Source organism: Dinghuibacter silviterrae, assembly GCF_004366355.1.
Lineage (GTDB): Bacteria > Bacteroidota > Bacteroidia > Chitinophagales > Chitinophagaceae > Dinghuibacter > Dinghuibacter silviterrae.
The window spans coordinates 3,295,534-3,321,661 of the sequence record NZ_SODV01000001.1 but is presented as its reverse complement, the minus strand read 5'-3'; the positions used below and the strand labels follow the sequence as shown (position 1 = coordinate 3,321,661).

19 protein-coding genes are annotated in these 26,128 nt (G+C 43.6%); 10 read left to right on the top strand and 9 right to left on the bottom strand.

The window, feature by feature from the left end:
* Positions 1 to 38 precede the first annotated feature (38 nt).
* Positions 39 to 1,625, top strand: coding sequence for a S53 family peptidase (locus EDB95_RS14390; protein ID WP_162852604.1), 1,587 nt, complete (start codon positions 39 to 41; stop codon positions 1,623 to 1,625).
* Here the strand turns inward: EDB95_RS14390 and EDB95_RS14385 are convergent.
* Both EDB95_RS14385 and EDB95_RS14380 read right to left on the bottom strand, forming a co-directional pair.
* Entirely contained in the window at positions 1,561 to 2,202 is a 642-nt protein-coding gene (locus EDB95_RS14385; RefSeq protein WP_133994500.1) for a response regulator transcription factor, read from the bottom strand. The two genes, EDB95_RS14390 and EDB95_RS14385, sit on opposite strands and share 65 nt — an antisense overlap.
* 181 nt (positions 2,203 to 2,383) lie before the next feature.
* Positions 2,384 to 3,397 carry a LacI family DNA-binding transcriptional regulator gene (locus EDB95_RS14380; RefSeq protein ID WP_133994499.1) on the bottom strand — a complete coding sequence of 338 codons (1,014 nt, stop codon included), beginning with the start codon at positions 3,395 to 3,397 and terminating at the stop codon, positions 2,384 to 2,386.
* A gap of 489 nt (positions 3,398 to 3,886) precedes the next feature.
* Between EDB95_RS14380 and EDB95_RS14375 the strand changes: the two genes are divergently transcribed.
* The 8 genes from EDB95_RS14375 to EDB95_RS14340 all read left to right on the top strand — a co-directional run bounded on the left by EDB95_RS14375 (position 3,887) and on the right by EDB95_RS14340 (position 12,104).
* Positions 3,887 to 5,053 (top strand): glycosyltransferase family protein, encoded by a 1,167-nt coding sequence (locus EDB95_RS14375; RefSeq protein ID WP_133994498.1) that lies wholly within the window; start codon positions 3,887 to 3,889, stop codon positions 5,051 to 5,053.
* A gap of 92 nt (positions 5,054 to 5,145) precedes the next feature.
* On the top strand, positions 5,146 to 6,207 hold the full coding sequence (locus EDB95_RS14370; protein ID WP_133994497.1) for a helix-turn-helix transcriptional regulator: 1,062 nt from the start codon (positions 5,146 to 5,148) through the stop codon (positions 6,205 to 6,207).
* A 105-nt stretch (positions 6,208 to 6,312) separates the two neighbouring features.
* Positions 6,313 to 7,104, top strand: coding sequence for a glycosyltransferase family 2 protein (locus tag EDB95_RS14365; protein ID WP_133994496.1), 792 nt, complete (start codon positions 6,313 to 6,315; stop codon positions 7,102 to 7,104).
* A gap of 2 nt (positions 7,105 to 7,106) precedes the next feature.
* Entirely contained in the window at positions 7,107 to 8,660 is a 1,554-nt protein-coding gene (locus tag EDB95_RS14360) for a hypothetical protein (RefSeq protein ID WP_133994495.1), read from the top strand.
* Positions 8,661 to 8,671: 11 nt separating this feature from the next.
* Positions 8,672 to 9,136: a MauE/DoxX family redox-associated membrane protein gene (locus EDB95_RS14355; RefSeq protein WP_133994494.1), complete on the top strand. Its 465-nt coding sequence runs from the start codon at positions 8,672 to 8,674 to the stop codon at positions 9,134 to 9,136.
* A 544-nt stretch (positions 9,137 to 9,680) separates the two neighbouring features.
* Positions 9,681 to 10,703, top strand: coding sequence for a hypothetical protein (locus tag EDB95_RS14350; protein ID WP_133994493.1), 1,023 nt, complete (start codon positions 9,681 to 9,683; stop codon positions 10,701 to 10,703).
* Positions 10,704 to 10,721: 18 nt separating this feature from the next.
* A complete protein-coding gene (locus tag EDB95_RS14345; RefSeq protein WP_133994492.1) occupies positions 10,722 to 11,213 on the top strand; it encodes a TlpA family protein disulfide reductase in 492 nt (163 codons plus the stop codon).
* A 630-nt stretch (positions 11,214 to 11,843) separates the two neighbouring features.
* Positions 11,844 to 12,104: a hypothetical protein gene (locus EDB95_RS14340; RefSeq protein ID WP_133994491.1), complete on the top strand. Its 261-nt coding sequence runs from the start codon at positions 11,844 to 11,846 to the stop codon at positions 12,102 to 12,104.
* A 259-nt stretch (positions 12,105 to 12,363) separates the two neighbouring features.
* On the opposite strand, the gene EDB95_RS14335 is transcribed toward EDB95_RS14340, so the two are convergent.
* The 6 genes from EDB95_RS14335 to EDB95_RS14310 all read right to left on the bottom strand — a co-directional run bounded on the left by EDB95_RS14335 (position 12,364) and on the right by EDB95_RS14310 (position 23,937).
* Positions 12,364 to 15,108 carry an alpha/beta hydrolase family protein gene (locus tag EDB95_RS14335; protein ID WP_133994490.1) on the bottom strand — a complete coding sequence of 915 codons (2,745 nt, stop codon included), beginning with the start codon at positions 15,106 to 15,108 and terminating at the stop codon, positions 12,364 to 12,366.
* 82 nt (positions 15,109 to 15,190) lie between these two features.
* Positions 15,191 to 16,864: a thioredoxin family protein gene (locus tag EDB95_RS14330; RefSeq protein WP_162852603.1), complete on the bottom strand. Its 1,674-nt coding sequence runs from the start codon at positions 16,862 to 16,864 to the stop codon at positions 15,191 to 15,193.
* 111 nt (positions 16,865 to 16,975) lie between these two features.
* Positions 16,976 to 18,418, bottom strand: coding sequence for a RagB/SusD family nutrient uptake outer membrane protein (locus EDB95_RS14325; protein ID WP_133994488.1), 1,443 nt, complete (start codon positions 18,416 to 18,418; stop codon positions 16,976 to 16,978).
* Positions 18,419 to 18,476: 58 nt separating this feature from the next.
* Positions 18,477 to 21,869 carry a SusC/RagA family TonB-linked outer membrane protein gene (locus tag EDB95_RS14320; protein WP_133994487.1) on the bottom strand — a complete coding sequence of 1,131 codons (3,393 nt, stop codon included), beginning with the start codon at positions 21,867 to 21,869 and terminating at the stop codon, positions 18,477 to 18,479.
* 231 nt (positions 21,870 to 22,100) lie between these two features.
* Positions 22,101 to 23,291, bottom strand: a complete 1,191-nt coding sequence (locus EDB95_RS14315) for a FecR family protein (RefSeq protein WP_133994486.1) — start codon at positions 23,289 to 23,291, stop codon at positions 22,101 to 22,103.
* 103 nt (positions 23,292 to 23,394) lie between these two features.
* The gene (locus EDB95_RS14310) at positions 23,395 to 23,937 is read right to left on the bottom strand and encodes a sigma-70 family RNA polymerase sigma factor (RefSeq protein ID WP_162852602.1); all 543 of its coding nucleotides are present in this window, start codon (positions 23,935 to 23,937) and stop codon (positions 23,395 to 23,397) included.
* 237 nt (positions 23,938 to 24,174) lie between these two features.
* Between EDB95_RS14310 and EDB95_RS14305 the strand changes: the two genes are divergently transcribed.
* Positions 24,175 to 25,647 (top strand): hypothetical protein, encoded by a 1,473-nt coding sequence (locus tag EDB95_RS14305; protein WP_133994484.1) that lies wholly within the window; start codon positions 24,175 to 24,177, stop codon positions 25,645 to 25,647.
* Here EDB95_RS14305 and EDB95_RS14300 read toward each other — a convergent pair whose 3' ends face one another.
* On the bottom strand, positions 25,648 to 26,127 hold the full coding sequence (locus tag EDB95_RS14300) for a DUF4138 domain-containing protein (protein ID WP_133994483.1): 480 nt from the start codon (positions 26,125 to 26,127) through the stop codon (positions 25,648 to 25,650).
* Between the last annotated feature and the right edge of the window lies 1 nt (position 26,128).

The following is a 26,128-nucleotide window of genomic DNA, read 5'->3' as shown; positions in this document are numbered from 1 at the left end:
CCCTCCCCCGGGACATCTTTGCACCACAACCAAACGACATGCCACCGCTCACCCACCCTACAGGATTCCAAGCCATTTATGGGTCGGCCAGGGAACCCCTACCTGGCGCCGTTCTCAAGGACGACCTCGACCCTCAAGGCACCGTACATATCAGCCTCGATATCCGAAAAGCTCCCGGGCAACAAATTGCCGATGCCGGGGACATCGACCTGGTGACCCAATATCTCCAGGGTAAAGGACTCACGGTCACAGACACCGATACACGAAAACGGAGTATTCAGGCCACCGGGACCATCACCCAAATGGAAGCGGCCTTCCAGGTCTCCCTTCACCGCTACCAAAGCCCGCAACAGGAATACCGGGGCCGGGATGGATCGATCCTGCTCCCCGACAACCTCATCCCCATTGTACAGGGTGTTTTTGGATTGGACAACCGGACGGTCAGCAGCCGGAAACGGACTGTTCCGCCGGTCAACGTGTATCCCTCTCCTCTGAGTCCTGCGGATATCGCCAAAGCCTACCGTTTCCCCCCGGCAGCCGATGTATCCGGTCAACGGATCGCCTTGCTGGAGTTTGGCGGCCAGATATACCCTGGCGACATCCAGGGCAACTGTGATCTTGGGTACTTCCAAACACCTCCTGTGCTACAACCCTATATCGTCACCGGCCCCGGGGAAACGCAACCCCGGCCCAACATCCTGACCGAGGCCACGGAAGACGACCTGGAGGTCGGCCTGGATATAGCCATCGCTTCCGCGCTGGCGCCGGGGGTAAACATCGACGTCTATTTTGGGAGCAACACCGAAAAAGGCTGGATCGACACCCTGAAAGCGGTGGTGTACGGCGATACCCCGCCCCACATCATTTCCATCAGTTGGGGAGGAGCGGAACACAGCTGGACCGTACAGGCCACGCAAAGCCTGAGCGAAGTGTTTGAAGACGCCGCCCGGCAAAACATCAGTGTCCTGGCGGCCTCCGGGGACAAGGGTGTCTGCGGTGGCCGCAAAGACAACAAAGTCCATGTGGAATACCCCGCCTCCGATCCCCACGTAACCGCCTGCGGGGGCACCTTGATCGAAACGGCCACCGACGGCACCTGGTCCGAGATCGTTTGGAATACGGGAGGCGCTCCCGGCGGCGGTTTGAGCAGCCGTTTTACAACACCCCCGGAATGGCAGAAAGAGCTCAGGTTCCCCACACCGTTGAACCATAACCCCCATCCTCATACCCCCCTCAAGGGCCGGTGGCTGCCCGATATCGCCGGACAAGCGATGCTGACCAGCTTTATCCTGAACGGCAACCACACCGGGCCTGTCCACGGAACCAGTGTGGCGGCGCCTTTGTACGCGGGTTTGATTGCCTTACTCAACACCCACCTCGGCAAGCCCCTGGGTTTTCTAAACCCTATACTGTATGCCCAAAAAGACAAGGGTGTCTTCCATCCCGTACGGGAGGGTAATAATGCCTGGCCACCCTTGCCCGGTTATTCCGCAGCACCAGGTTGGAACGCCTGTACCGGCCTGGGCAGCATCGACGCCACCGCCTTGCTCGATATTTTGCTCACGCAGCTGCAATCCCCGACCTTATCGCATACATCACCAGCCCTACCCGTGTCCGGACATTGAGCTTATCAAACAAGGCATCCCGATACCCGTCGATGGTCCGGGCGCTCAGGTACATCTTGTCGGCGATCTCTTTATAGGTCAGTTCCGAACAAGCCAGGCGAAGGAACTGCAGCTCGCGTTCACTCAGCGCGTGGTTGTTTATGATTCTTTCCTCCCGGATAGAGGAACCCGGAAGCATCCGCCCGGAGAGCATGTCCGAATAATAAAAGCCCTTGTCCAACAGGTCCCCCAACGCCGGCCGGAGCGCCAACGGGTCCCTGTCCCGGAAAGCATAACGCCGGATACTGATCCGGTGCGTCCGGACGATGGACCGTGCTTTTGCGGAAATGGAAAAGGCGAAGATCTTTACCTGGGGGTAATGATTGCTGATCCAGCGGGCTGTATCCTGGCCAAGTGTGCGGGGGGTGCTGGTGTCCATGATTACCATGTCGGGATGGTAGTCCGGCCTAACCTGGCGGATGAAATCCTGTCCATCAGAGGCCTCTAACATCACGTCATATTCATCGAACGAGCGGATATACTCCGCCAGCGCTGCCCTATGCCGCACGCGACTGTCTACCAGCGCGATATTAATCATACGGGGGGCTTTGTGGTTAAATGTTTGTGTGAAGAAAGTAAGCAGCCATAAGGTATGTAAAAAAATATGACCTGCACATCCGTATAAATACGGGTTTTGCAGGGCTACTATAAGGAACAAACGACCCGTCCCTTGTAACCCATCCGCTCCAAAATAGTTTGGATAATGAACAAAAGGAATATCAAACCGACTCGCGTACGATCAACCGGCTCCGTAAGGCAAACCGGTATGCCGCCCCCGGGACATGCCCTGGGTCCGACAACTGGCGAATCAACAACTGGATGGCGTGGAGGGCCATCTCCTCCAGGGGAGGCCGGATCACGGTGATCGCCGGTTCGTTGAGTTTGAGCAGGAGGTGATCGGCGTAGCAAAGGACCGCCATGTCGTCCGGTACGTTGATGCGCAGGAATTTGAGGGTCTGGAGCCCCGTCAGGGCGATCCGCTCCCCGACCAAGAGGAGCGCTTCCATGTCCCGGTGATCCAGGAGGAACTGGCGGATATGGGTCTCCAGTTCCCCGGCCTTGATCCCCGCCCGCACCTTGGAGACGTATTTCCGGGCGTAGGTCAGGTTGACCGCGTGGAGGGCATCTTTATAGCCGTTGAACTGGAGCTGGGCGTCCTCCCCTTCCGTCAGCAACCCAATCCGCCGGTATCCCCGGGAGACCAGGAAGCGCACGCCTTCGTAGATATCTGCGTATTCATCGGTGATCACGTAGGCAATGGGGGAAGGTGTTTTGACATACTGGTTGACCAAAACAACCGGTTTATGGCTTTTCTGGAGCGCTTGGATCTCCGGCCGGAGCTCCTTACAGGGAACGATGATGTAGCCGTCGATATGCCGCTGTTCAAGCATGCGCAGAACCCGGCGGCCCGACTCCGGGGAGTTCCCCGTGCTGCAGCAGATGACCGCATAGTTGAACTTGCGAGCCTCGGCCTCGATGATGCCGGCCAGGCCGCCAAACAAGGGGCTGGAAATGTCGTCTACGATAAAAGCGATGGTGCGGCTTTTACCGCTCTTCAGGCTGGTGGCAATCGGGTTGGGCGTATAGCCCAATTCTTTGGCGACCCGCTGGATGTGGAGGGCCGTTTCTTCATCGATGGCAAGCTTTCGGTGACGTTCTCCTAGTACGGCGGAAGCAATGGTGTAGGACACTTCCGCTTGACGGGCGACGTCTTTGATCGAGACCTTCTTCACAGTTTAATCAGTTTTGTGGACAGGAGGTAAGCGCTGTCTTCCAATATACTCAACGTTTCATTTTCACAGGCGCGTATTACTGCCCGTTTTGCCCGCTGTTTATTCAGGGGCGCCGGTTTTAGCGGCAAATCGTATGCCGCTTGTGGCTCGGCCATTCCCTGTTCAAACATCGGATCTTATTATAAGTTCTTGACAACAAGCAATTTAAAGTACGTTTTATTCACCGAGGGATCCTTACAATCACAAACCGTTAACAAAACCACACGCAACACGGCGGCAAATCTACGGGGTTGATACGCGCAAAGCGTATGCCCCGGGGGGTGCAAACGATCACATTTATAAAGTAGCGAAGAAGTTCAATAGGTTAATTGAACATTCTGAGCTTTGAATTCTGAAGAAATGTTGTGAATTCGGGAAGGCAAAGTTTTTATCCGGAATGCGAAATCCGTTTTGGGGTCTTTTGAGTAAACTAGGGATTATTTGTTTGTTATGAATAAGCTAGCGCTGCATTTTATATGTAAGAATGAAAGTTCTTCTGTTCGGGATATGCTTCTGTCTGTTCTTCCTATTTCGGATCTTATTGTGGCGAATGATACCGGGTCGACGGACGGGACGCAGGGCATTATACAGGCCTTCGGGGAGGAATTTGGCGTGCCGACTTATGTGGTCGAGCGGCCGTTTGATGATTTTGGGCAGTCGAGGAATTTTGCGTTGGATAGGCTGAGGGAGGTGGTACGCGAGTTGGGGTGGGATGAGCGGGAGGTGTGGGGGTTTTGGATGAATTGCAAGGATAGGTTGGTTATAGAAAAAATGCTTGACAAAGAAATCTTGGCTTCAGACCTATATTATGCACCCGTTAAAAGCGAGGATAAATCATCCCCAAGAAGAATGTTCTTTGCTCTCCGAGCGGGCTTTTATTGGTATGGTCCGGTCTATGAGATCCTCAAACATCGGCAACCGGAAATAAGCAAAAGTACCATCGACGGGTTGTATGTTCAGAAAGCTCCTAAGGAAATCCTTCCCCCTGAGAAAATCATCAAAAAATACGAAAGGAACGCGCAGTTCCTTGATTTATTCATTAGAAGCGAACCAAACGCCGGATCCTATTGGTTTTACCAAATCGGCCTTATGTTTGAGCGGATAGGCGCAGAGTATAAAGATGCAGCCCAAAAGGAAAAGTATTATGACCTGGCGAGTTATTATTTCAAAAAGATCCTCCGAAATTCCTCCAATGTAGAATACAAATTCAATGCTCAATTGCAATTGGGGGTTATCCTGGAAGACCAAGGCGGTACGCCAGAAGATATCCAAGCGGCCTACCTCGCTGCTTACAATATCAATCCGGAAAGAGCCGAGTCTATCCGGCAGCTTATCGCTTATTATATGGCAAAGGAATGGTGGGACTATGCGTATGAATACAGCAAACAGGCCCTGGAACTCTTTTACCTGAACGCGCCATCCAGCACCACCTCCATTGTATCAGACGACTCCTTTTATAATTGGCGGGTGTTGGAATGGCACTTTAAAATATGCAGCCAAATAGGCAAGGTCGAGGAAGCAACTGCTGCTTTGATTGAGCTAAAGAAGACCACCAGTGAACACCCGGAGTTTTTCACCAAAGGGAAACTCGATAGACTCGCGCACTATAGAGTGTAAATCTTTTTCGAACTGGACAGCTATAAACTCCCGATTCGGGAGCTCTCTGATACCCAGAATAGAGAAATTGCGGAACCTTATCCTAACCTTCAATGTTCGAAATCACCTGCAACGGGGTCCCACAGACCTGGCAAAAGGGTGTTGTCCTATTGCCCACTATAGACGAAGACGTCGGTTACTGGCCCGCTCATGACCTTTATAACGAATACGGTTGCTTCTCCTACGTCTGTTTTTATGCAAAGGATTTCACGATTGTGTATCATTTCTATTGTACCCGGCAACCGGTCACTCTTCACATCAAACGGTTAAAACCTCTGCCAGAAATATTCACGTCGATGGTGCATCCGGGTATTCTTTTCCGGGATCAACTTATCAAACAATATTTTAAGGATAGGGCGTTACTTAACGGCCATGATCCTGCAAATCAAACACCGCCAAACTTCTATATAGGCTTCCGATGTCAGTCGGAAATATCCATTACGCTTGACGCCGGCAGGCAATATGCCTGGTGCTCGATGCACGTTACCCTGGATGCGCTGCCATGGCATTCATTCCCGTCTTCCCTTACCCAATCCCTGTACCCCCAGCTAAGCGCGTGGGCTAAGCATGGGTTCCAGGCGGACAGCCCTCAACCGGACAGTGTTTCGCTTCAGTCTATACGGGATATGCTCCTCATTCAGGAAGACCAGCAGGTATGGATGAGTCATCAAAATGCACTGCTCCATTCCCTGGCCCGGCAAGCCATATTGAGCATTGGTCATATAAAATCCGGCAGGCCGGACTCCCGGCATAAACGAGAACAAGACATCCTGGAGGTTGCGGCCATACTGGATGCCAACCTAGCTGATCCGCCGGAGGTTAGTAAGCTCGTTAAGAAAGTGGGGACGAATCAAACCACGCTCAGGCAAGGGTTTAAAGAAATATTTAATACTGGCATCAAGGGGTATATCACTAACGGGCGCATAGCTATGTCCATTCATCTGTTGCTCTCTACTTCTCTTTCGGAAAAAGAAATAGCGGAAGAAACAGGCTACGCAAGCCCTGAGGCGTTGATCAAGGTGTTCACAAAAAGATTCAATAAACCGCCTGGACATTTTAGGAATGTTTTTAGAAATGTCGGTTTGGATAGGAATGCTTCTAAAAGATCTTTATAGGTTTGCTTCATCGAAAACAGAAAATCACACTTCACATTTTCTCGCCTCATTCAAGGACCGTTTGTTACGATTGTTCAATTGACCTATTGAAAATTCTGTCGTTCTATGTCATTTAATAAGCTATCTATTATTATTCCAGCCTACAACGAAGAAAAGAGCATTGGATTAGTGCTCGACCGGATTAGGGAAGTCCATCTTATCAGGCGTATTGAAAAGGAAATCGTTATTGTCGACGATTGTTCTTCAGACGCTACAGCCACGACGATTAATGGATTTATGGAGGCTTGGCCGGATATGAACATTCGGTATTTCCGACACGATATTAATAAGGGGAAAGGGGCGGCTATTCATACCGGGATCGCTGCAGCTACCGGGGAATACCTTCTTGTACAGGATGCGGATTTGGAATATGACCCTAGTGAATACAATACGCTTCTGAAACCAATTATCAATGGGCACGCGGATGTCGTTTATGGGTCGCGGTTTATGGGGGGGAATGCCCATAGAATATTGTTCTTTTGGCATTCGATTGGGAATGCGGTGCTTACGTTTATTACCAATATGTTCTCCAATCTTAATCTGACGGATATGGAGACGGGATATAAGGTGTTTAGAACCTCCATTATACAGCGGATTTATCTGCATGAAAAGAGGTTTGGATTTGAACCGGAGGTAACAATTAAGATGGCGATGTTGCCAGGGATTAGGATTTATGAGGTGGGAATATCTTATTATGGAAGAACGTATGCAGAAGGGAAGAAGATTGGGTGGAGGGATGCGGTTAGAACCATTTATTGCATTTTAAAATATACGCTGTTTAATAACAAGATTATTGTTGACGGACCAGTGTCTGTAACCCAGCATAAACGTGAAAATAAAACACTGGAAACTGTTTGACTATGGCAACGGACCAAATAAACTGTAGTAGCTCTTTTAGGGACTATCTATTTAAGGATAAGTCCAATAAAAGGATTTTAATTGGGGCCGGTATTGTTTCGGTTGTGTTGTTTTCGATATTTAAGCATTTTTACCCGTTTGCAAGCTATATACATGGGGATTCTTTTGTATATCTTGAAACAGCTGAAAAAAATTTAAGCATCAATACCTACATGATCGGATACTCAATGTTTCTTCGCTTATTTAGTGTATTTACTACCTCTGATACAGCATTGGTTGCTTTTCAATATTTATTCTTGCAATCGAGCACCCTATTTTTACTATTCACCATATTTTTTTTCTACAAACCAAGCAAAGTAGCACAATATATTCTGTTGTGTTTCATGATTTTCAACCCGTTGTTCCTCTACCTCGGCAATCTCGTTTCCAGCGACGCGCTCTTTGCTTCACTAAGTGTAACATGGTTCACACTCCTGTTATGGATCATCCATTGCCCTAGCGTAAGACTCATTATCTGGCACACTTTCATCATCTTCATTGCATTTACCTTTCGTTATAACGCGCTCATTTATTTATTCATTGCTATTGTAGCCTTTTTTCTTTCTCAGCAATCACGTGTTCTAAAGATAGTTGGAATTAGCACTGGGGCCATAGCCATAGGGCTCTTTGTATGGCATACAGGTAATCAGTATCAAAAGCTTACCGGAATCTGGCAATATTCACCATTCTCTGGTTGGCAAATGGCCAACAATGCCATGTATGCCTATCGATATGTTGATAGCGCAGAAAGAAAGCCAGTGTTACCTAGATTCGCCACATTGGACAATATGATTCGAACCTATTTCGACAGCACACGGAATACCGCAAGGTTTCCGTCGGAGAATGTAAAAGCCAGCACAGTCTACATGTGGACAAAACACCTCTCACTATTTAAATATCGAGACAGCGTAGTATTTAAAAGCGACACCTCATCTGCCGATGAATTAAAAAAATGGGCGACTATGGGCCCCTTGTATAAAGACTACGGCCTATATATTATCGCTCACTACCCAAGGCATTTCGCTCAATATTTTCTGTGGCCCAATGCTCAAAAATATTACGCCCCTCCGGTAGAGTTCTTGTCCACTTATAATTCGGGAAGAGCCAACACAGCTGCGATTGCTGCGCGATGGTTTCGATATAAAAATCTTAGGGTTAGTACAAAGACGGGAGGGCTGGAAATACACATGTTGGATTTCTACCCTATTTTGTCTGGCGTAACAAATGTAGTGATGCTTTTTGGTCTAATGTGCTATTTTATCTTGGCCGGGTTCAAGCAAAACACCCAGTTCCGAAAAGGGATATTATTAGGAGCCACAGTATGGTTACTGAATGCAGGTTTCACAATATTCGCGTCCTCAGCAGCGCTTCGGTTCCAGGTTTTCCCAATACTACTGAGTAGTACATTTATGACTTTACTGATTGATTGGTTGGCCCAAATGGCAAGTATTAAACAAAACATAAAAATACCCACCTACAAAAGCGAATCGAATTCAGTAGCATTACTAAATAGCTAAATGATATTGCCATGACCATTCTAAAACGAAGCACGTTCACAGAAACTATAACCTTTCTATTTGTGGTACTATTCCTTTATACAGGCATTAGCAAAGCAATGGGATATTCTATTATAAAAGAACAAATTGGAATGTCTCCTCTACTGTCGCCATTTGCACCTTTGGTGGCTACAACCATTCCATATGCAGAGTTTGCGGCAGTATTACTTCTCATTGTTCCCCGTTGGCGGCTAAAAGGCTTTTATGCTTCTCTAGCATTAATGACAATATTTACCATTTATATTATTATGATATTACTTTTCAACAAAGACATCCCTTGTAGTTGTGGGGGGATAATTGAATTGCTATCGTGGACCGGGCATATCTTTCTTAACGGCGTATTTATTGTATTGGCATTGGCAGGCATCGTATTGGAACGAAAAATTAAGAATAATAACAGGCGTGCACTAGGAACCATAACAAATTTCGGCAATTAAGATCCACCATATGCTATTTATAAATAGAACATCGACTAGAACATTCAACCGATGGCTCCAAACAGATAGAAATAATAAACGGTTGCTGCTGGTTAGCATCGCAGCCATTTTCCTGCAATTTCTAATATTCAAATTTTTCTATCCTTTCCCCAACTTCATGCCCCCAGACAGCTACTCATATCTGCAGGCCGCGCATGATCACGAGATGATCAACATGTGGGCCATCGGTTATAGCTGGTTCCTACGTTTTATACCTTTTATTACACATCATTCCGCCGGCCTAGTTTGGTTTCAATATTTTTTGCTTGAATTGAGCATTTTGTATTTCTTGTTTTCGGTAAGTTATCTTCTATCACCAGGAAAGATCTTGTTCCGAATCCTTCTAGCATTAAGCACTCTCAACCCATTAATACCACATATTAGCAACTTCATATCAAGCGATGCACTGTTTACTACATTGAGCCTCGTCTGGTTTACCCAGATATTATGGATTATTCATAAACCCCATCTACGATTACTTCTACTACACGCCGCAATCCTGTTTATGGCCTTTACAGTTCGTTACAATGCATTATACTATCCAATAATAAGCATCCTTGTCATCTCCTTGCATAATCAGCTGCGCCGAAGCGAAAAACAAATGAGCATAGGGCTCATCCTTCTAATGCTTTTCATCTTTATTGGATATACACAATATTGCTATATAAAAAAAACTGGTGTAGTGCAATTTTCCGCCTTTGGAGGTTGGCAGCTGGCAGCTAATGCATTATATGGATATGCGCATTCACAGCTCGACTCTCCCTCCAACGTGCCACCGAAGTTTCGGGAACTTCACACTATTGTAAATAAACACATGGAGTCATTAAGCCGCATTCCTTCATTCCTACGTCCGGACCACAATATAGGCGTCTATTACTTATGGGACTTTCACTCACCGCTTAGAATCTTTATGAATGAACACTGGAAGACAGACAGTACGAAGCCATTCTTTAGACGCTGGGCATCAATGTCGCCATTGTATAGTGAGTATGGCCGCTACCTTATTGAACACCACCCAGGGCCCTTCGTTAAGGAGTTTGTCTGGCCCAACTTTGTTAGGTACTATGCCCCACCAGTTGGTTTTTTAGGCTATTATAATGAGGGAGAAGATAGTGTGAATAAAATTGCAGTTATCTGGTTCGGATGGAAAAACAATAAAATATCCAACTATTTTAAAGACAAAAAGATTAGGGTTACCAATTTTTTCCAAGTTGGCTCAGCTCTTATCAATCTAATTTTTCTGCTCACCTTTATAGCTTTTATTGCCGTGGGTCGCTATAAGAAAAGCAACCCTTTTTGCAAAAAAACACTGACATTAACTGGAATCTTGTGGCTGACCAATCTTGTTTTTAGTGTGTTAGCAGCTCCGATTGAATTGCGTTATCAATTATTTCCGATACTTATCGCTTTTTGTTTCCTCAGCTTGCTAATTTCAGCCCTTATTCAGGAAACCAAGAACATATCGACAATTTCAGCATCGGCTTATACCTCAGGGGACAATCTAAAAGTTAATGCTCCATTAGCCTAGAAGTTAAAATATTTTACGATGAAAAAGATATCTTTTTTACTTCTTGTATCGCTTTTATCCAGTTGCTCCACTAACCAGTCACCTATTATTACGGGACTGGAAGGAAAACCAATGCCTTCTTATAATCTATTACTAATGGATAGTACCACTCGTTTAAATACTGTAAATATTCCCACCGACAAACCGATTGTATTGTTCTTGTTTAGCCCGAATTGTCCATTTTGCCGGGCTCAAACCGCGGACATCATTACTAATATCAAGAATTTAAATGAAATCAGGCTTTATATGATCTCCTCTTTTCCTTTTTCTTCGCTAAAGACTTTCTACAATCATTATCAACTCAACAAATACCCCAATATTATTATCGGACGCGATGACAGCACGCTGTTCGGAAAATATTTTCAGGTAACAGCAATCCCCTACATCGCAGTATACGACAAGGGCAAACGACTTAAGCAAGTTCTCATCGGAAATGTGGGAACCAAAACAATAAAAAAAGCTGCCCTTTAAAAAACATCATATACGGTTCACTCCTAAAAATATCCGGATACTTCCAGGGCGGAAAAGGCTGCACCTCCTGATGGAAGTTAGTTTAACGCAGCCAATTTACTTAACCAAAGTTTAGCTTTTTGATTCTAAAAAGCACCTTTTTTTATGAAAAAAGCAAAAATTATGCTTAGCGCCATTGCTGTATTAGCCGTTGTTGGTGGCGCATTGGCTTTCAGTGCAAGGACCAACGAGCTCACAACCTATTGCACCACTACTTTACAGGGAGGCAATTTTTGCCTAGATCAAGTGGACATTAGCACTACAACTAATGGCTCGAACATTTACAAGTACACGACCGTTGACGACGGTGTAAATTGCGATGCGAACACCGGTTGCCAAGGACAAACTTCCTTCACGCACGAGTAACTAGAATGTGAAAAAAAGCCAATTGCCTTTATAAGTAGCATACTGGCGAGACCAAGTATACAAATAAAACATAACAGGTATACTTGAAAGACAACACACAGAGGGTGCCCATTCTGTTTATTTAAACAGGGCACCCTACTTAGTTAAATACATCCAATCGAATGTTTTATTAGTGAAGAAGTTAAAAATACACTGGCTTTTCGACTTTAAAAAACATCTTTTATCATGATAAAAGCAAAAATTATGCTTTACGCCATCGCAGTATTAACCGTTGTTGCCGGCGATTTGGCTTTCAATGCAAGGACCAACGATCTCATAACTTTTTGCACAACCACTTTAGAAGGAGGGAACTCCTGCTCAATACAAAGTGACCTAACCCCTACTACTCAAGGTCCAAATATTTATAAATACACCACCGTTGAAGTAGGCGAAAATTGCGATGATAATACCCTTTGTCAAGGAAATACAACTTTCACACACTTTTAGTAATATTCAGTAAAAAAAACATATCACATCTATAAACGTTCAATAAACTAAATTCAAAAAGATATTTATTACGCTATGTGTATATTGGAAAAGATAAACCAAAGTGCCTGCAACTCCTCTCTCCAAATGAAAAACACATTATGCAACCAGGTTATTTAACTAAAGTTTAGTTTCTTGATTCTATTATTGCAACTACATCCCAATTTATTCTTTCCTATCGCATTCCATAATATTCGGTTTTTCAGCTATCTTACAACCACTATGGCTTGGCACCGGAACTATCTACTTCCAAACCCGTATCTATACCTTTTAATCTGGCAGGCACACCTACAGTCATCCATTTAGGAGGAAATTTTCCTTTCATATAATAATCAAAAAATTGATCAACACGGATAGTAAAGTCCGTTGCTGCCTCACCATTAACAGTATGATCTTGCCCATCATACTGTAGCATCCAGACTTTTTTCCCCAAACGACGAAGAGCGATATACATCTCCAAGCCTTGTTCCCAATTACAAGATTCGTCCCCTCTATTATGCATAATGAGTAAAGGTGTAGTGACTTCATTAGCTTTGAAAACAGGTGAGGCATTAATGTATAATTGAGGCTTCTCCCAAAGAGTAACACCAATACGATCGTGACCACCTTCAGCATGAGCTTGCCTAAACTCTCCCACCGGCCGTCCATGAGAACTGAGTAAGCTCAAATATGCACTTACTTCGTCACTTGTCGTTGAAGAAGCAGCACAGGCAGCTGCGAACAATTTAGAATGCGTTATAATGTATAGCGTTTCACCGCCCGCAAAGCTATGGCCTTGTATACCCATTTTTGTACTATCAATATAAGGCCGCCGCATCAAATATTTAGCTGCTCCCACAACGGAATTCACCGCGGCATCACCAACCAATTGTCCGGTCACACTTGCAACCGAATAGTGTATATCCGGCGTAAAAACAAGGTACCCCCGACTCACATACGAAGGGATATCTATCCGCCCATGATTTAGCCCAGGTACAGGATATTCATACATTCTATGTGAAAACGTCTCATAATAACTAAATATCAACGGATACTTTTTTTTAGGATCAAAATCCTCCGGTTTATATAATATTCCCTGAGAAAAGCTGCCATCCATTTGTTTATAAGTAACCAATTCTGTGGTGAGCCAGTTATATTTCAGCTGAGGCTGGATGTCTGAGATCGGCCGGAAATTCCTAAAATCAAATGTTACAAAGTAATTAGGAGCCTCTGTTGAAGTCTGTTTTTTTATAATCCAAACATTAGCGTCTGAGGCTTTCACAGGGATCATCCCCTTGTCAAAATCATCACCGTTAGGAGACTGGGAATCAACCCTGTACAACAAATAAGGCCCCATGCATAATTTTTCTGGATCATTATTTTTGATAGGCAGCACCTGATAAAATCCATTATATTTGTTCTTCACGTTAAAGGCCGTCAATAACAAAGGAGCTCCTTCAGTTAAGCTTTCTCCGTCATTTGAAAAGTTAACTAATCGAAATTTGATGTGTTGCCTGAAACCATACCCATTAGTTAGGTCAATGGGTGTATGCTTCCCCGATGGATCTACCTGCCAGATATCATAGTTGTCATATATCAGAACCGACGTATCATTTTTTAACCATGCCCCAATTCCTACCCCATCAGGATATTTTCCAGAGAAAGTCAATTCATATTCATTATCTAACCGACGAGGGATTGTATTCGTAAGATTCCTAGAAAGGTTGACCTTTGTATCATATATATAATAGTTTCTTTCTTTGCCATCAAAATAAAGAACATAAGCTCCAGTAGAAGATACAGTTAGTTCCTCAATGCGTCCACTTCTCAACAACTTCCGACTGCCATCTGCAAAAGAAACTACATAATACGATTCTTTCTGTCTTGCGTCCCACCAAAAGAAATCCCCCATATTACTTACAACGGTAAAATCACCATTATAAAAAGTGGGAGAAATTACCATCTTCCATCCGTCCTTTTCAATCCTAACAACAGGTCCCCCTTGTGTCCGGATAGCACAAGTAACATCCTCAAATGTTGGGTCGTTCTGCTGCTCGGAATTCAAACGTACATCCTTATAATGCCAAACATCCACCATCGCAGCACCCGGATCAGGCCTCTGGCTTTTCGAGGTTCTTTTTTCCGAAAAAAGGACGTACTTACCGTTTTTTGTAAAATAGGGAGCACTAAGCCCAATAACAAAACCTGAGTCAACACCCGGAGAATGATCGTCAGCCAATTTTATAGCACTATCCATACCCGCTCGATAATACCATATGCTGTTTTCACCTTCAGGTATCGGATTAGTTACCATCATCACAATCTGACTACCACTGCGGTCAAACACATAATTATTGATCCTCACTCCATCATCAGGCCAGATCCTTTTAATATCTCCTTTGGGCAAATCAACCCAATCCAGGGCATTTGAAACGCTGCTTGTCAGCAATAATGTACTCCCACTACTAGAAAAAACAAATGAACTCACATTAGAAAAGTTCTTCTCGATCCCTGTAAGTATGTTTCGAACGATTAATTCGTGAGGACTATTTTTTAAACAATATCCAAGCCAGCATACCGCCGAATCATTTGAAAATTTCATGCTTTGAATATTGGGAATCTGATTGACTATATTTGTTCCTAGCTCCAGAAAACAAAGGGTATCAACGTGTCTAAAAACAAATAGTCTATTATCTTTAGAAAAGAACCCATCGGAGCCTCCTACAACCTTCTTCTCCCAGGAAACATTTACCCCACAAACGACTAGCGTCCGACTATTTTCCGGTTGTTCATTAATAGTATAAGAGACATAAGCACCATTGGGGCTAATAACCGGGGCATTTACATGAGGCCAACGCCGTAGTATTGTCATGTCAATGGGAGATTTGCCCAGTATTTGTTTATTTGAATACTCTATTTTCTGCCCCAAACTATCAGATGCTAAAATTATATTAAGCAAGAAGAAGATCAAAAATCTAAAACTCATTATTTATCATTCTTGATTTAATTTTCAAATTTAGGCATAACAGATAAGGAGTGCAACTTATTTGTCAAAAATATATCAGTATCTACTTAGCAATCCAAGTTGGTTTATCTCCATTCATTTTCAAAATATTGTCTTTGAAAATCTTAACCCCATGCTCATTTTTCTTCCCTTCCGCGATAATCAATGCCTTTTGTTCCATTTCTAAGGCTGCCACTTTCTTTCCAATCTTGTATAAAATATTTGCATAAGTATCAACATCATTTTCATCATTCGGGTTCCTTCTAACTACACCTTCCATCCATTCAGATACTATATTCAACTGTCGCTTCCTCTGACTATGTAAAAAGACATAATAAGAAAAATTATTTAATAGTATTGAATCAAAAAATCCACTTGTAGTATCTGTACCATAGACTTCTATTTTTCTTATATTGTACTTAATATACTCAGACCATTGCTGATTATATTTTTTTGCATAAAATTCATATAAAGAAACTTTAGCATTTAATATTACGCGATCTGCTATTTTACGATTGTATTTGTTTCTTATCACCCTGCTTATCTTTCTCCAATTTACCCGTTCACCTTTTACAGCCCCCTCCCAGTATGGCCCAACTTCCTCTTTTGCAATAATATTATCCGTAATGCCTGTAGCATAATTCGAAACATACGCCACATTTTTAACGTGACCCTCGCGATGCATGATAGAATCAACTTTGTCAGCATGACTAAAAAACAATGTAAACCCTTTGTCCTGTGATGTTTTTGTAAATTCCGCTATAAATTTTAGATTATCTATTGTATATAACCTGTCTTCTGATAAGCTAATGACATACTTGTTTGCCACTTCTCGCACCATGGGCATATTTTTAAAAATGACCAAAAGGTCCAGATTTAAGATATTTTTCTGTACAGATTCAATACTAAGATTTTTCAAATAAGAAAGAATAATTTTTTGCATCCCGGTATCACTTTTAAATGCCTCAATCAATTGAAGATTAATTTCAGTGCAAATTTCCCTTGAGGATAGCGAGGAAAAGTAACTAAGTCCAATTTCTCGAACCTTTTGGTTATAACTAAACTCCATCATCAATTGTATGTTATCTTTTAGGCCTAATTCGACAGATGGAATTCGAGTTAAATAATCAGCCGCAATTTCGCCAGCCAAAAATTTATCCGACAAACGAAAGGCACGCGCCAAACCCTTTAATTCAGAAGTGTCTATTTTACCCGGTCCAAAATTGGCTAGCACACGGTAATATTGCCTATCTGGCGCAAAGACCTCGTTAACCAATTCAACAAATTGCTCCGAATTTCTATATCCTACACCCTTGTGTAAGGGAATGCCCTCAGGCGAAAAAAAAATAAAAGAAGGAAAAGCTGTAATTGTATAATCTGACTGGATAGTCTCCGCATCAGTGTACCATTGTTTAATAAATTCGTCGTCATAATTTGTCTTATCCATTTGTACCCTCACCGAGATAAACTTTCGATTAAGGATTCTTCCAACTTCCGGGTCAGGATATACATCTCTATCCATAGCTTTACAGGGGCCACACCAAGTAGCAAAACAATCCAGAAAAATATATTTATGCTCAGCTCTAGCTTTCTCTTTTACCTGCTCCCATGTCAATCCTTGCTCAAATTGCACGCCCCTTTCACCCAAGGAATCATTGCTCAATGAGTTCACTTGAAAAGAAAAATAGCTTCCATCACCCTTAGCCATTCCACTTGCAGCTGATAATTGCACCTGCATACACAAGATTAGAATCAGTAAATACCAAAATCTCATTATAGTCTTCCATTTTAATTGCCAGTAAACAATTTTCATTATTCACTCTAAAAGTAGTCGCACCAACTTTTCAAATTAATACCCTATATTTTGAGTCAAATTCTGATCTCTTTCAATGTCACTAAATGATATAGGATACAATTGCTGATAACTGTTCCATGTGCCTCCCTTTTGCGGACAAGCAACACTCATAACTGCGTCCACATTTCCCATTCTTTTTAAATCAAGCCAACGATTTCCCCATTCAGAAAACAACTCAATTCTCCGTTGATTCATTATCACATTCAACAACGAATTTTTATCTGTTGGTCCTGAATAATTACTTAAACCAGCCCGGTTGAGAAGCACATTTAAATCGTCCACAGCACTTGATTCCCCCTGCTGCACTCGTGCTTCTCCTCTAATTAAATATTGCTCCCCTAAACGAAGAACCATCAAATATTCGGTTACCGGCGCGTTATAAACAGCAACCTTGTATTTATAGGGAAAGTAATAAGTACTGTCACCAACTATCACACTATCAACCCAATGCAATCTACGTTCATCTCCTACACTAAAACTATTCAACAAGCTATTGCTTAAATAAACAGGATAGTTAGAACTAGGGCCAGTAGAGGGGATAACAAAAACCGGAGCATCTGCCGTATTTATGCCAGAAAAAACTGGCTGCAATTGCCAGATAGCTTCCTGACTGTTTTTCAAAAAGACATCGTCTAACAGTGTCATTTGATATAATGAAGTATTGCCAATAACCTCAGTCGAAAATTTCTCTGCGTCCGCATAATCACCAGTATACAAATACACCCTTGCCAACAAAGCCGCCGCGGCCCATTTGGTTGGACGAACACGCTCAGAGGTTGCAGTTATCGCGTCTGCCGATACATAGTTACTCGAAAGTAATGCTTCGGCATCTGTCAAGTCAGCTATAATTTGCTTGTACACATCACTGATTGAAGATCTGGGTAATTCTGAATTAACCTCATAATCTGAAGTTGTCGCCAACGGAACAGGGCCGTATAAATTAACTAGGTAGAAGTACAGGAATGCCCGCATAAACTTGGCTTCCCCTAATAATTGTTGTTGAACGGCAGGAGTTAGCGAGTTTGACACCGATATTCCCTCAATTGCTACGTTGCAAGTATAGATATCGTTATAAAATCCACTCCAATTCTCTGTTCCTGCCGAGCTAAGAGCACTAACAAACAAGGTATTTGTATAATAATAATACATAGTACTCGTATTTGAGACACCATTAAATAGTGTAAACTCATCGGCCGACAAGCCAGATAGCAAAGAAATCCCTGAACTTCCCTCAACAAAACCTCCCTGACTAAGCGTAGCATACAGACCTGTCAATACAGACGCAGCGTTGGCATCCGTACTGAAAACGCTAGTATTAGTAGTCGCAGTAATCGGAGGATTAACGCCAATTAGTTTTTTGCAACTACAAAAGCAAAAAGTAAAAATGAAAATTATTATTATAGTACAATTCGAAAATCCTTTAAATTTTGACTCCATAACACATTTTTTAAAAGTGGTGCCCTCAGCAGGGATACAAAGGCTTTAATATATATTTTTATAACCCTAGCTGGATCCCTAATGTCCAAATCTGTAAAGGAGGCAAGGCAGAGTTGCCTTGATTTTCCGGATCCATGCCCTGATAATGGGTAATTGTCCATAGATTTTGCCCTTGCATATACATCCTAAAATATCTAAAGCGGCCCTTTTGTACCCATTTATCAGGAAATTGATATGATAAAGAAAGATTCCTTAACCTTATATAAGAAGCATCAGCATAAACAGCATCGCTCGAAGCAGCGACAAGGCCAGTCAGTTTAGTGGAGTACCTCTGGATCGAAGCATTATCTCCGGGTTTTTGCCAGGGGTTGAGTACACTAACTGGCTGGTTGCTCTGCGAACGAAAAAACTGACCGGGATATTTGTATCCGTTACCAAATTTGTAGGCGTAGGCCCTCTGCTTTGTAAACTGAAAAATAAAGTCTAACTGAAATCCTTTAAATTGTAGACTATTTTGCAATCCACCATAAAATTTCGGGAAAGTGCTAACCGTTACCGTTCTGTCCGTCGAATAATTTGGAGTTGAAGTGGGATTGCCGTGACTATCGGCAGCTATATACAGCCCAGTAGCAGGGTTTACCCCTAAAAAATGAAGTTCATGCTGAATATTGACAGGCTGACCTATGACCAATGATTTGGCATACGTCGAAGTCGACAGGTTCGGAAACGATATCAATTTATTTCGTGGAATTGTAAGATTCAAACCGGTTGTCCATGTAAACCCCTTAACATTTACATTTGTGCTATTTAAATTTAATTCCCAACTTGTATTTTGTACAGTGGCAGGGAAATTTTTGGTAATGGTACCAAATCCGGTGATATTAGGCAAAGCATAATTCAACAACTCATTTGAACTACGATTTCGTTCAAAAGTTACATTAAGTAACAGTCTATCTCTTAAAATTCCAAAATCCCCTCCCAATGATGCCTTCTGAGTTTCTTCCCACTCAAGATAAGGATTTGCTAGTCCCGTAGGTGCCAATCCCACTGCTCCCTGATAAGGGACACTCGCATAAACTGCACTATAAAGGTTCATAAAAGCGTAGTCCCCAATCTGATCATTTCCCGTAGTTCCATAGCTAGCTCTCAATTTTCCAAAACTTAAAAAGGGCAAATCGTTTTGAATAAATTTTTCTCTACTAAATATCCAACCCGCTCCAACACTACCAAATTCATGAAATTGATTATTTTCTCCAAAACGGCTACTACCATCCCTACGACCATTCAAGTTGATAATATATTTATCCTGCCAGTCGTAATTGATTCTACCAAATACGGCACCATATTTATACTCACTCTGAAATACAGAGGTGGCAGATAGAGCGGTTGCATCCTGAATATTTTCCAATACATTGTCGCTATTATATCCAACTCCCTCTATGGAATACCCATTGCTTCCATTTTGTTGGATGGTTGCACCAAGAAGCGACTCCAACTTTCCCTTCAAAATTTTCTTTACATAGTGTATTTGCGGCTCTACAATCCACGTATAGATATCTGATGCACCATAATTAGCAGATCTAGGTATATTAGTGCGATATTCGGGTTGAATGGCGACAAGTGGAGATGCTGTAAATTCCTTTGAATGCATATTCGTATACCCAATATTGCTCTGTACATCAAGTCCAGGAAGAAGCCGATATACAAGGAGAAGATTGCTCATTAAATTGCCAGCGTCATTTCTATAGGTATTATAAAGCTTCGCCATTGGATTATGATCAAAAGAAGAATTACCGGTGGCTGTTTGGGCCCAATTTATACTACCATCAGAATTATAAAGAGGGGGGGCATCGGGCTCAAGAAGCATTGCAATATTTGTAAGATCCGTCTGTGGCAACTGATTATCATCATATAGATAACTTCCGGTTAGCTGGAAATGAAACTTTTGTTTTGAGGACGCACCTGAAATATTTAAGTGTAATGAAGCCTTTTGATCGGAAAAATCACCTGGGAAAACGGTCGTCTCCCTATGATAGGTTCCATCCAAAAAATATTGAATAGTGTTGGTCCCTCCTGAAACCGATCCATTCACATTTGTATATTGGGCTGTATTTCCGATCAGAGTTTTAGCCCAGTTAGTATAGCGAGTTGTATCCCAGAATAGAAGATCGTAGTAATTTGCGTTAGTTTTTGATTGCGCGCTTAAATTAATACCATCATTTTTCAAAGCTTCATAACGCATATCTAGATACTGACGCGTATTCATCATCTTCATAGAACGAGTTACCTTTCCAAATCCTTGCTGGAGATTAAAATCTACTTTCATGGATCCTGCCACACCTTTTTTTGTAGTGATGAGAATAGCACCGTTGGCAGCTCGGGAGCCATATATAGCGGTGGCATCAGCATCTTTGAGCACTTCAATACTAGCGATATCTAAAGGATTGATGTAACTCAATGGATTACCAACTCCATTAATTTGAATATTTCCTGTCGAATAATTACCCGAATTACCTAAAATATTATTCCCCAAACCAGTTGAAGGTATTTGCGAATTATAAGGGATGCCATCTATCACGTATAATGGATCATTACCTCTTTGTATACTATTTTGTCCTTGAATCCGAACAGTCACGCCACCACCAGGCACCCCTGTATTTTGCGTAATAAACAATCCAGGCACTCTCCCCTCCAAGGCTAACAAGGGATTGCCCACCGGCTGCCGCGCAATATCCTCCCCCTTCACCTCACTTATATTACCCGTGGTAAACCTTTGTGTTGTCGTTCCGTAAGCAATTACTTCCACCTCATCTAAAGGGCTATTTGAAACAATAAGTCTTATAACCATATCTTGCCCCCCCCCGCGAAGAACGATTTCTCTACTCAAATAACCTGTATAGGAAAGAACAAGTACAGCACCATTCGAAACATTACTTAACTCAAAATTTCCCTTGCTGTCCGTAACGGTCCCTATCTTAGTGCCCTTGACGACAACTGATGCACCTACCAAAGGCTCCCCTTTCTCATCCATAACCCTACCCCTCACCTCCGACAAAGGCTCAGCATTCGGGACTATAGAAGCAGAACTGGCCACCACCTCTTTCACCACCACAATCCTATCCTCGATCTCATAAGTCAACGGCTGATCCCTAAAACACTCATCCAAAGCCGCCCTAACTTCCGCATCCCTCAACGCAACATTAACCGGTTTCGCCCGTTTTAATAAAGCGGGATCTCCCCAATAGTAGTACCCGCTCTGCTTCATAATGGCCTTCAACGCAGTCTCCAAAGGCGCATTCTTCAGGGTAAGGTTTACCCTCCCCTGGGTGTATCCCCTGGCGCTCACCTGGAGGCAGGTGGCCAACATGAGGATGGCAACTAGTCTCATAACCAGCATAATTTGAGGCAACGCTCCCCGGTGGGGAACTTTGCCGGGCGCAGTAATTTGCATACCTTTACATGAGTTTTGGTTTAATGAATAAGTATCCTCCACGACGGATTAATTATTCTCGATAACCCGAACTGTCGGCCGGTGGTGTAGTAGCACTACCGGCTTTTTATTGGATCATGTCGAAATCGCATTTCCGACGACATAGCGTTACCATAGGCAGCAAGGAGCAAAGCTCCTCGCGGCGCTATTGGATTTAGGTGTGTTACATTAAATGAGGGGTGATTAGCTGTACTAGGGTTCTATAGTCAGCGTACGACCTTCTATCCGTCCATGCACGTCTACTTTGGAGAGCAGTTGCAAGATCACGGATAGTTTCGTATTCCGGGGTATATATCCTAACAAGGGCTTGTCTGGCACATTTCCTTTATACACTACGTCCACATCATACCAGCGCGCGATCTGTCTCATCGCCAGATACAAGCTCATATCATCAAAATTGAAGACACCGTCTTTCCACGCGACCACCTCGTCGACATTGGCGGAGCTGACGCTCATAACATCTGCTGCTACCCGCAATTGCTCGCCAGGGGCCAGGATGACGGCCTTGCCCCTGCTCGTTACCTGGACAGCGCCTTCCAATAAGGTCGTTGCCTCCACGGGTTCGTCGGGGTAGGCATTGATATTGAAATGGGTTCCCAATACTTTCACTTCAGAATTTCCCGAGTGGACGATAAAGGGATGCTTGCTATTAGAAGCCACTTCGAAATACGCTTGCCCGGTCATGGTTACTTCCCTCGTCTTCCCGCTGAATTCCGTTGGGAAATTCAACGAACTCGCCGCATCCAGCCATACTTTAGTCCCATCGGAGAGGACCAGACGGTACTGGCCCCCTCTGCCCGTTGTAACCATGTTAAACAGCGGAGGGTTATGATTGTCGTTGTTACTTTCGTAAGATAACAGGCCTCCGGCCTGGTTGACGACACGCGCCCCTCCTTGTTGCTGGATGAGCCCGCTGTGGGCGCTGTCCAGGACAACGGTGTTTCCACCCGCCAGGGTGAGTACGGCCTTATCCGTACCCGGTAGCTTGTCTTGTTGAACACTGGCTACTTCGGGTGCGGCCTGGCGGTGGGTGCGGTGCACGAGTCCGATTATGGAGATGGTTAGCAAGACCGCGGCGGCTACCCCTGACAGATAGTAGTAGAGCGACCGGTGAGAGGGACGTCGCGAGGTTAGGGTGAGGAAGTTTTTATAGTCACGGGGCGTCGACGCTTCGTATTGACGGTAGCGGCCGAGGATCGCTTTCAATTGAATCGGATCCTCCAGCTTTTCCAGTCTTTGCGCGACCTCCGGGTGGTCTTGTAGCCACTGGTCGAGGAGGGCCTTTTGAGCCTCGTCCAATTGACCACCGTCAAGCCGCTGGAGCAAAATCTTGCCCAACAAGTCCCCTGCGTCAAATATATCGTCGATTCGGTCTGTAGTCATAAAAACATCCGTATAAATACTTAGTCCGTACACTAATAAAACGCAGCAGAATGATTCTGCTGCGTCTAATGTTAACTTTTTTTTACTTTTTGTTGGATAGGGTTCAGCCGTGGATGGCGGTGGTGCCCAGCGTCATTATAAATAAGGTAACACCCAGGTCACCGGTGAATTTCTTTAAAAGGAGGATCCTGGCCCTTGCCATATTGCTGCGTACGGAACTTTCCTTAATCCCCAGGGTGCTGGCGATCTCCGCATTGGATTTTCCGGCTATAGCCATCTCGACAGTGGCCTTGTATTGGGCAGGAAGGGTTTCTATAGCAGTGGCCAGCTTGGCGATGGCTTCGGTCTTTAGGATTAAGGCCTCTTTCTCAAAGGGGTCCTCTATTTCGACGGTTATGTTCTTGTAGCCTTTTAGCACCTTTTGTTCGGCCTTGACGCGCCGGAGTTGGTCAATGGACCTGAGCTTGGTGCCTGTATATAGATAGCTTTTGAGGGACTTTTCGCTGTTGAATGTCAGTTTTTCCCGATCCTGCCACAGCTCCATGAACTTACCCAGGACGATGTCGTGGGCTTGCTCTTCGTTGCCGGTGATTTCGTAGGCAAAAAAGACCAAACGTGCATGGAATTCATGAAATATAGCCTCCATGGATTGCTCGGTTACTCGTATTACGCCTTCGGGATCACTGTTTAGCATCGTGCTAAATTTAAATAATTCCTGAGGAATTTACGTAGTATTACCTAGGTATTTGTACTTAGATAACGAATGACCGCAAATGTGATAATTCGAAGTACAGACATAATTTGATGTGGACAAATAAAGCCACATCAATTAATCCCAATAACGAAACGGATAGCTAAGTCGGCGTTCTATCTTAATAGGATCATGGATAAGACATTCCTACGTTTCATCAGGGAACAACGGCAGATTCTTTGGTTGACCATTCCTGTTATGTTGATTGAATTCGTGGTCTTTAAAGCCATGTATCCTTTCGCTAATTTTTTATACGACTCAACATTTTATATATACACGGCCTACAAAAATGATGATCTAGGCATATGGCCGGTGGCCTACTCAAAATTCCTACAGATTTTTCGTGTATTTACAGCTTCAGATCTTGCTTTGGTGACTTTTCAGTTCCTTCTCTTAGAAGGGGCAATACTGTATTTCTATTTTACACTTTTGTATTTCATGAAACCAGCCAAGTGGGTTCAGTGGCTTATCCTTTCCCTCATGGTAGTTAATCCTGCCGTATTAAGCATCAGTAATTATATTTTGAGTGACAGCATTTTTACTGCCCTGACGCTTATTTGGTTTTCGCTTATGATATGGTATATTTGCAAGCCGAGATCATATTATACATACATTCTTGGCATCCTTCTTTTTTTCCTATTCATTCTACGTTACTACGCTGTCTTTTATCCACTCCTGACATATGCTATTATTCTCATATCAAGAATACCTCAAAAAGCAAAAGCCATCAGCATCGGACTATCCATTATCCTTTTAACGGGATATATTGAGAATACCGAAAATCAGTATTACAGACTGATTAGACAAAGAGAATTTTCCTCCTTCCTGGGCTGGCAGATGGCTGGCAATGCCCTGATTATGTATAGGCATTTTCACGAATTTTCAGGTGATCAGCCACCGTCCGAACTAGCCTCGCTGCACCAGTTGGTCATTCATCAACTCGATTCCTTTAGTCGCCTGAATAAGCGACCTGACAGCACCCTTCAGGTTTTCTACATGTGGGATGAAGAAAGTCCATTGAAGATCTATATGAAGCGGCGTTATCAAAATGACCCTCCTACTCCTTATGTCAAAAAATGGTCTTCCATGGGGCCATATTTCAAGGATTACGGTCTTTATTTGATCAAACGTCACCCACTAGCCTACATCAAGTATTATATTGGCTTGAATATAAAATGGTTTGCATTTCCAGCGGACGAGGCACTAAAGATTTACAATAGTAACCAGGATTCGGTATCAACCCAAATAAAAGAATGGTTTCATTACCCATCTAGAAGGGTCAGCAGGATTTCAAAAATTATATATCCTGCTAAGGCCTATCCTTTTATCACTGCCGTTATGAATGCCTTGGTGGTCATTTGCCTAATTATCTATTTCTTGATAGGTCCAAGAAAAAAGTTTAGCCGGGAATTCAAAATGATTATTCAGCTGTTTACCAGTTTCTGGATCATCAATTTCTTTTTCAGTATTATTTCGGCTCCCATATTGCTCCGATACGAATTGTCAATCATCCTCCTTGATATGGGTATTGGATTGATCCTCTTACAAGCCATAGTTACATGCTTACTAAAAAAAGCATCGACCGACCCGGAAAACGTCACTTAGTTACAATAGCTTGGCCTTCATAAGAATTCGACTACCAACCCTTACCTCCAAATTCCTACTCCCCCACTGCTCCAACAATTGTATGGACAAATATTGATCCGGCGGCAACACCTCCTTCCTCAAGGCGATGATCCACACAGCTCTTTTACCAGCCCCCAGCCGCAACGAATCCCCTTTAATCCACAACGGCGCCATCGTAATCTCCTGAAAAGCATGCCGCTTCATCATTTTCCTATCCCGGATCGAACAACGGATGCCATCTACATCATAGACCAGGGGAGAATGGTTCCAAGCCTCAATGCTGTAGTATATGACCTCGTCCCGTGTGTAGACACCGGTGAGGCGAAAAGTGATCCCCTCCCTCCGGTCACGATCAATATGACCGAAGACTGTACGATGATCATTCAGCAGGCTGTCCACATTCTGTGCAAGACCGCCGCGACACCAGGCCAAAAAGATAAAAAGCATAATCTTTTTCATA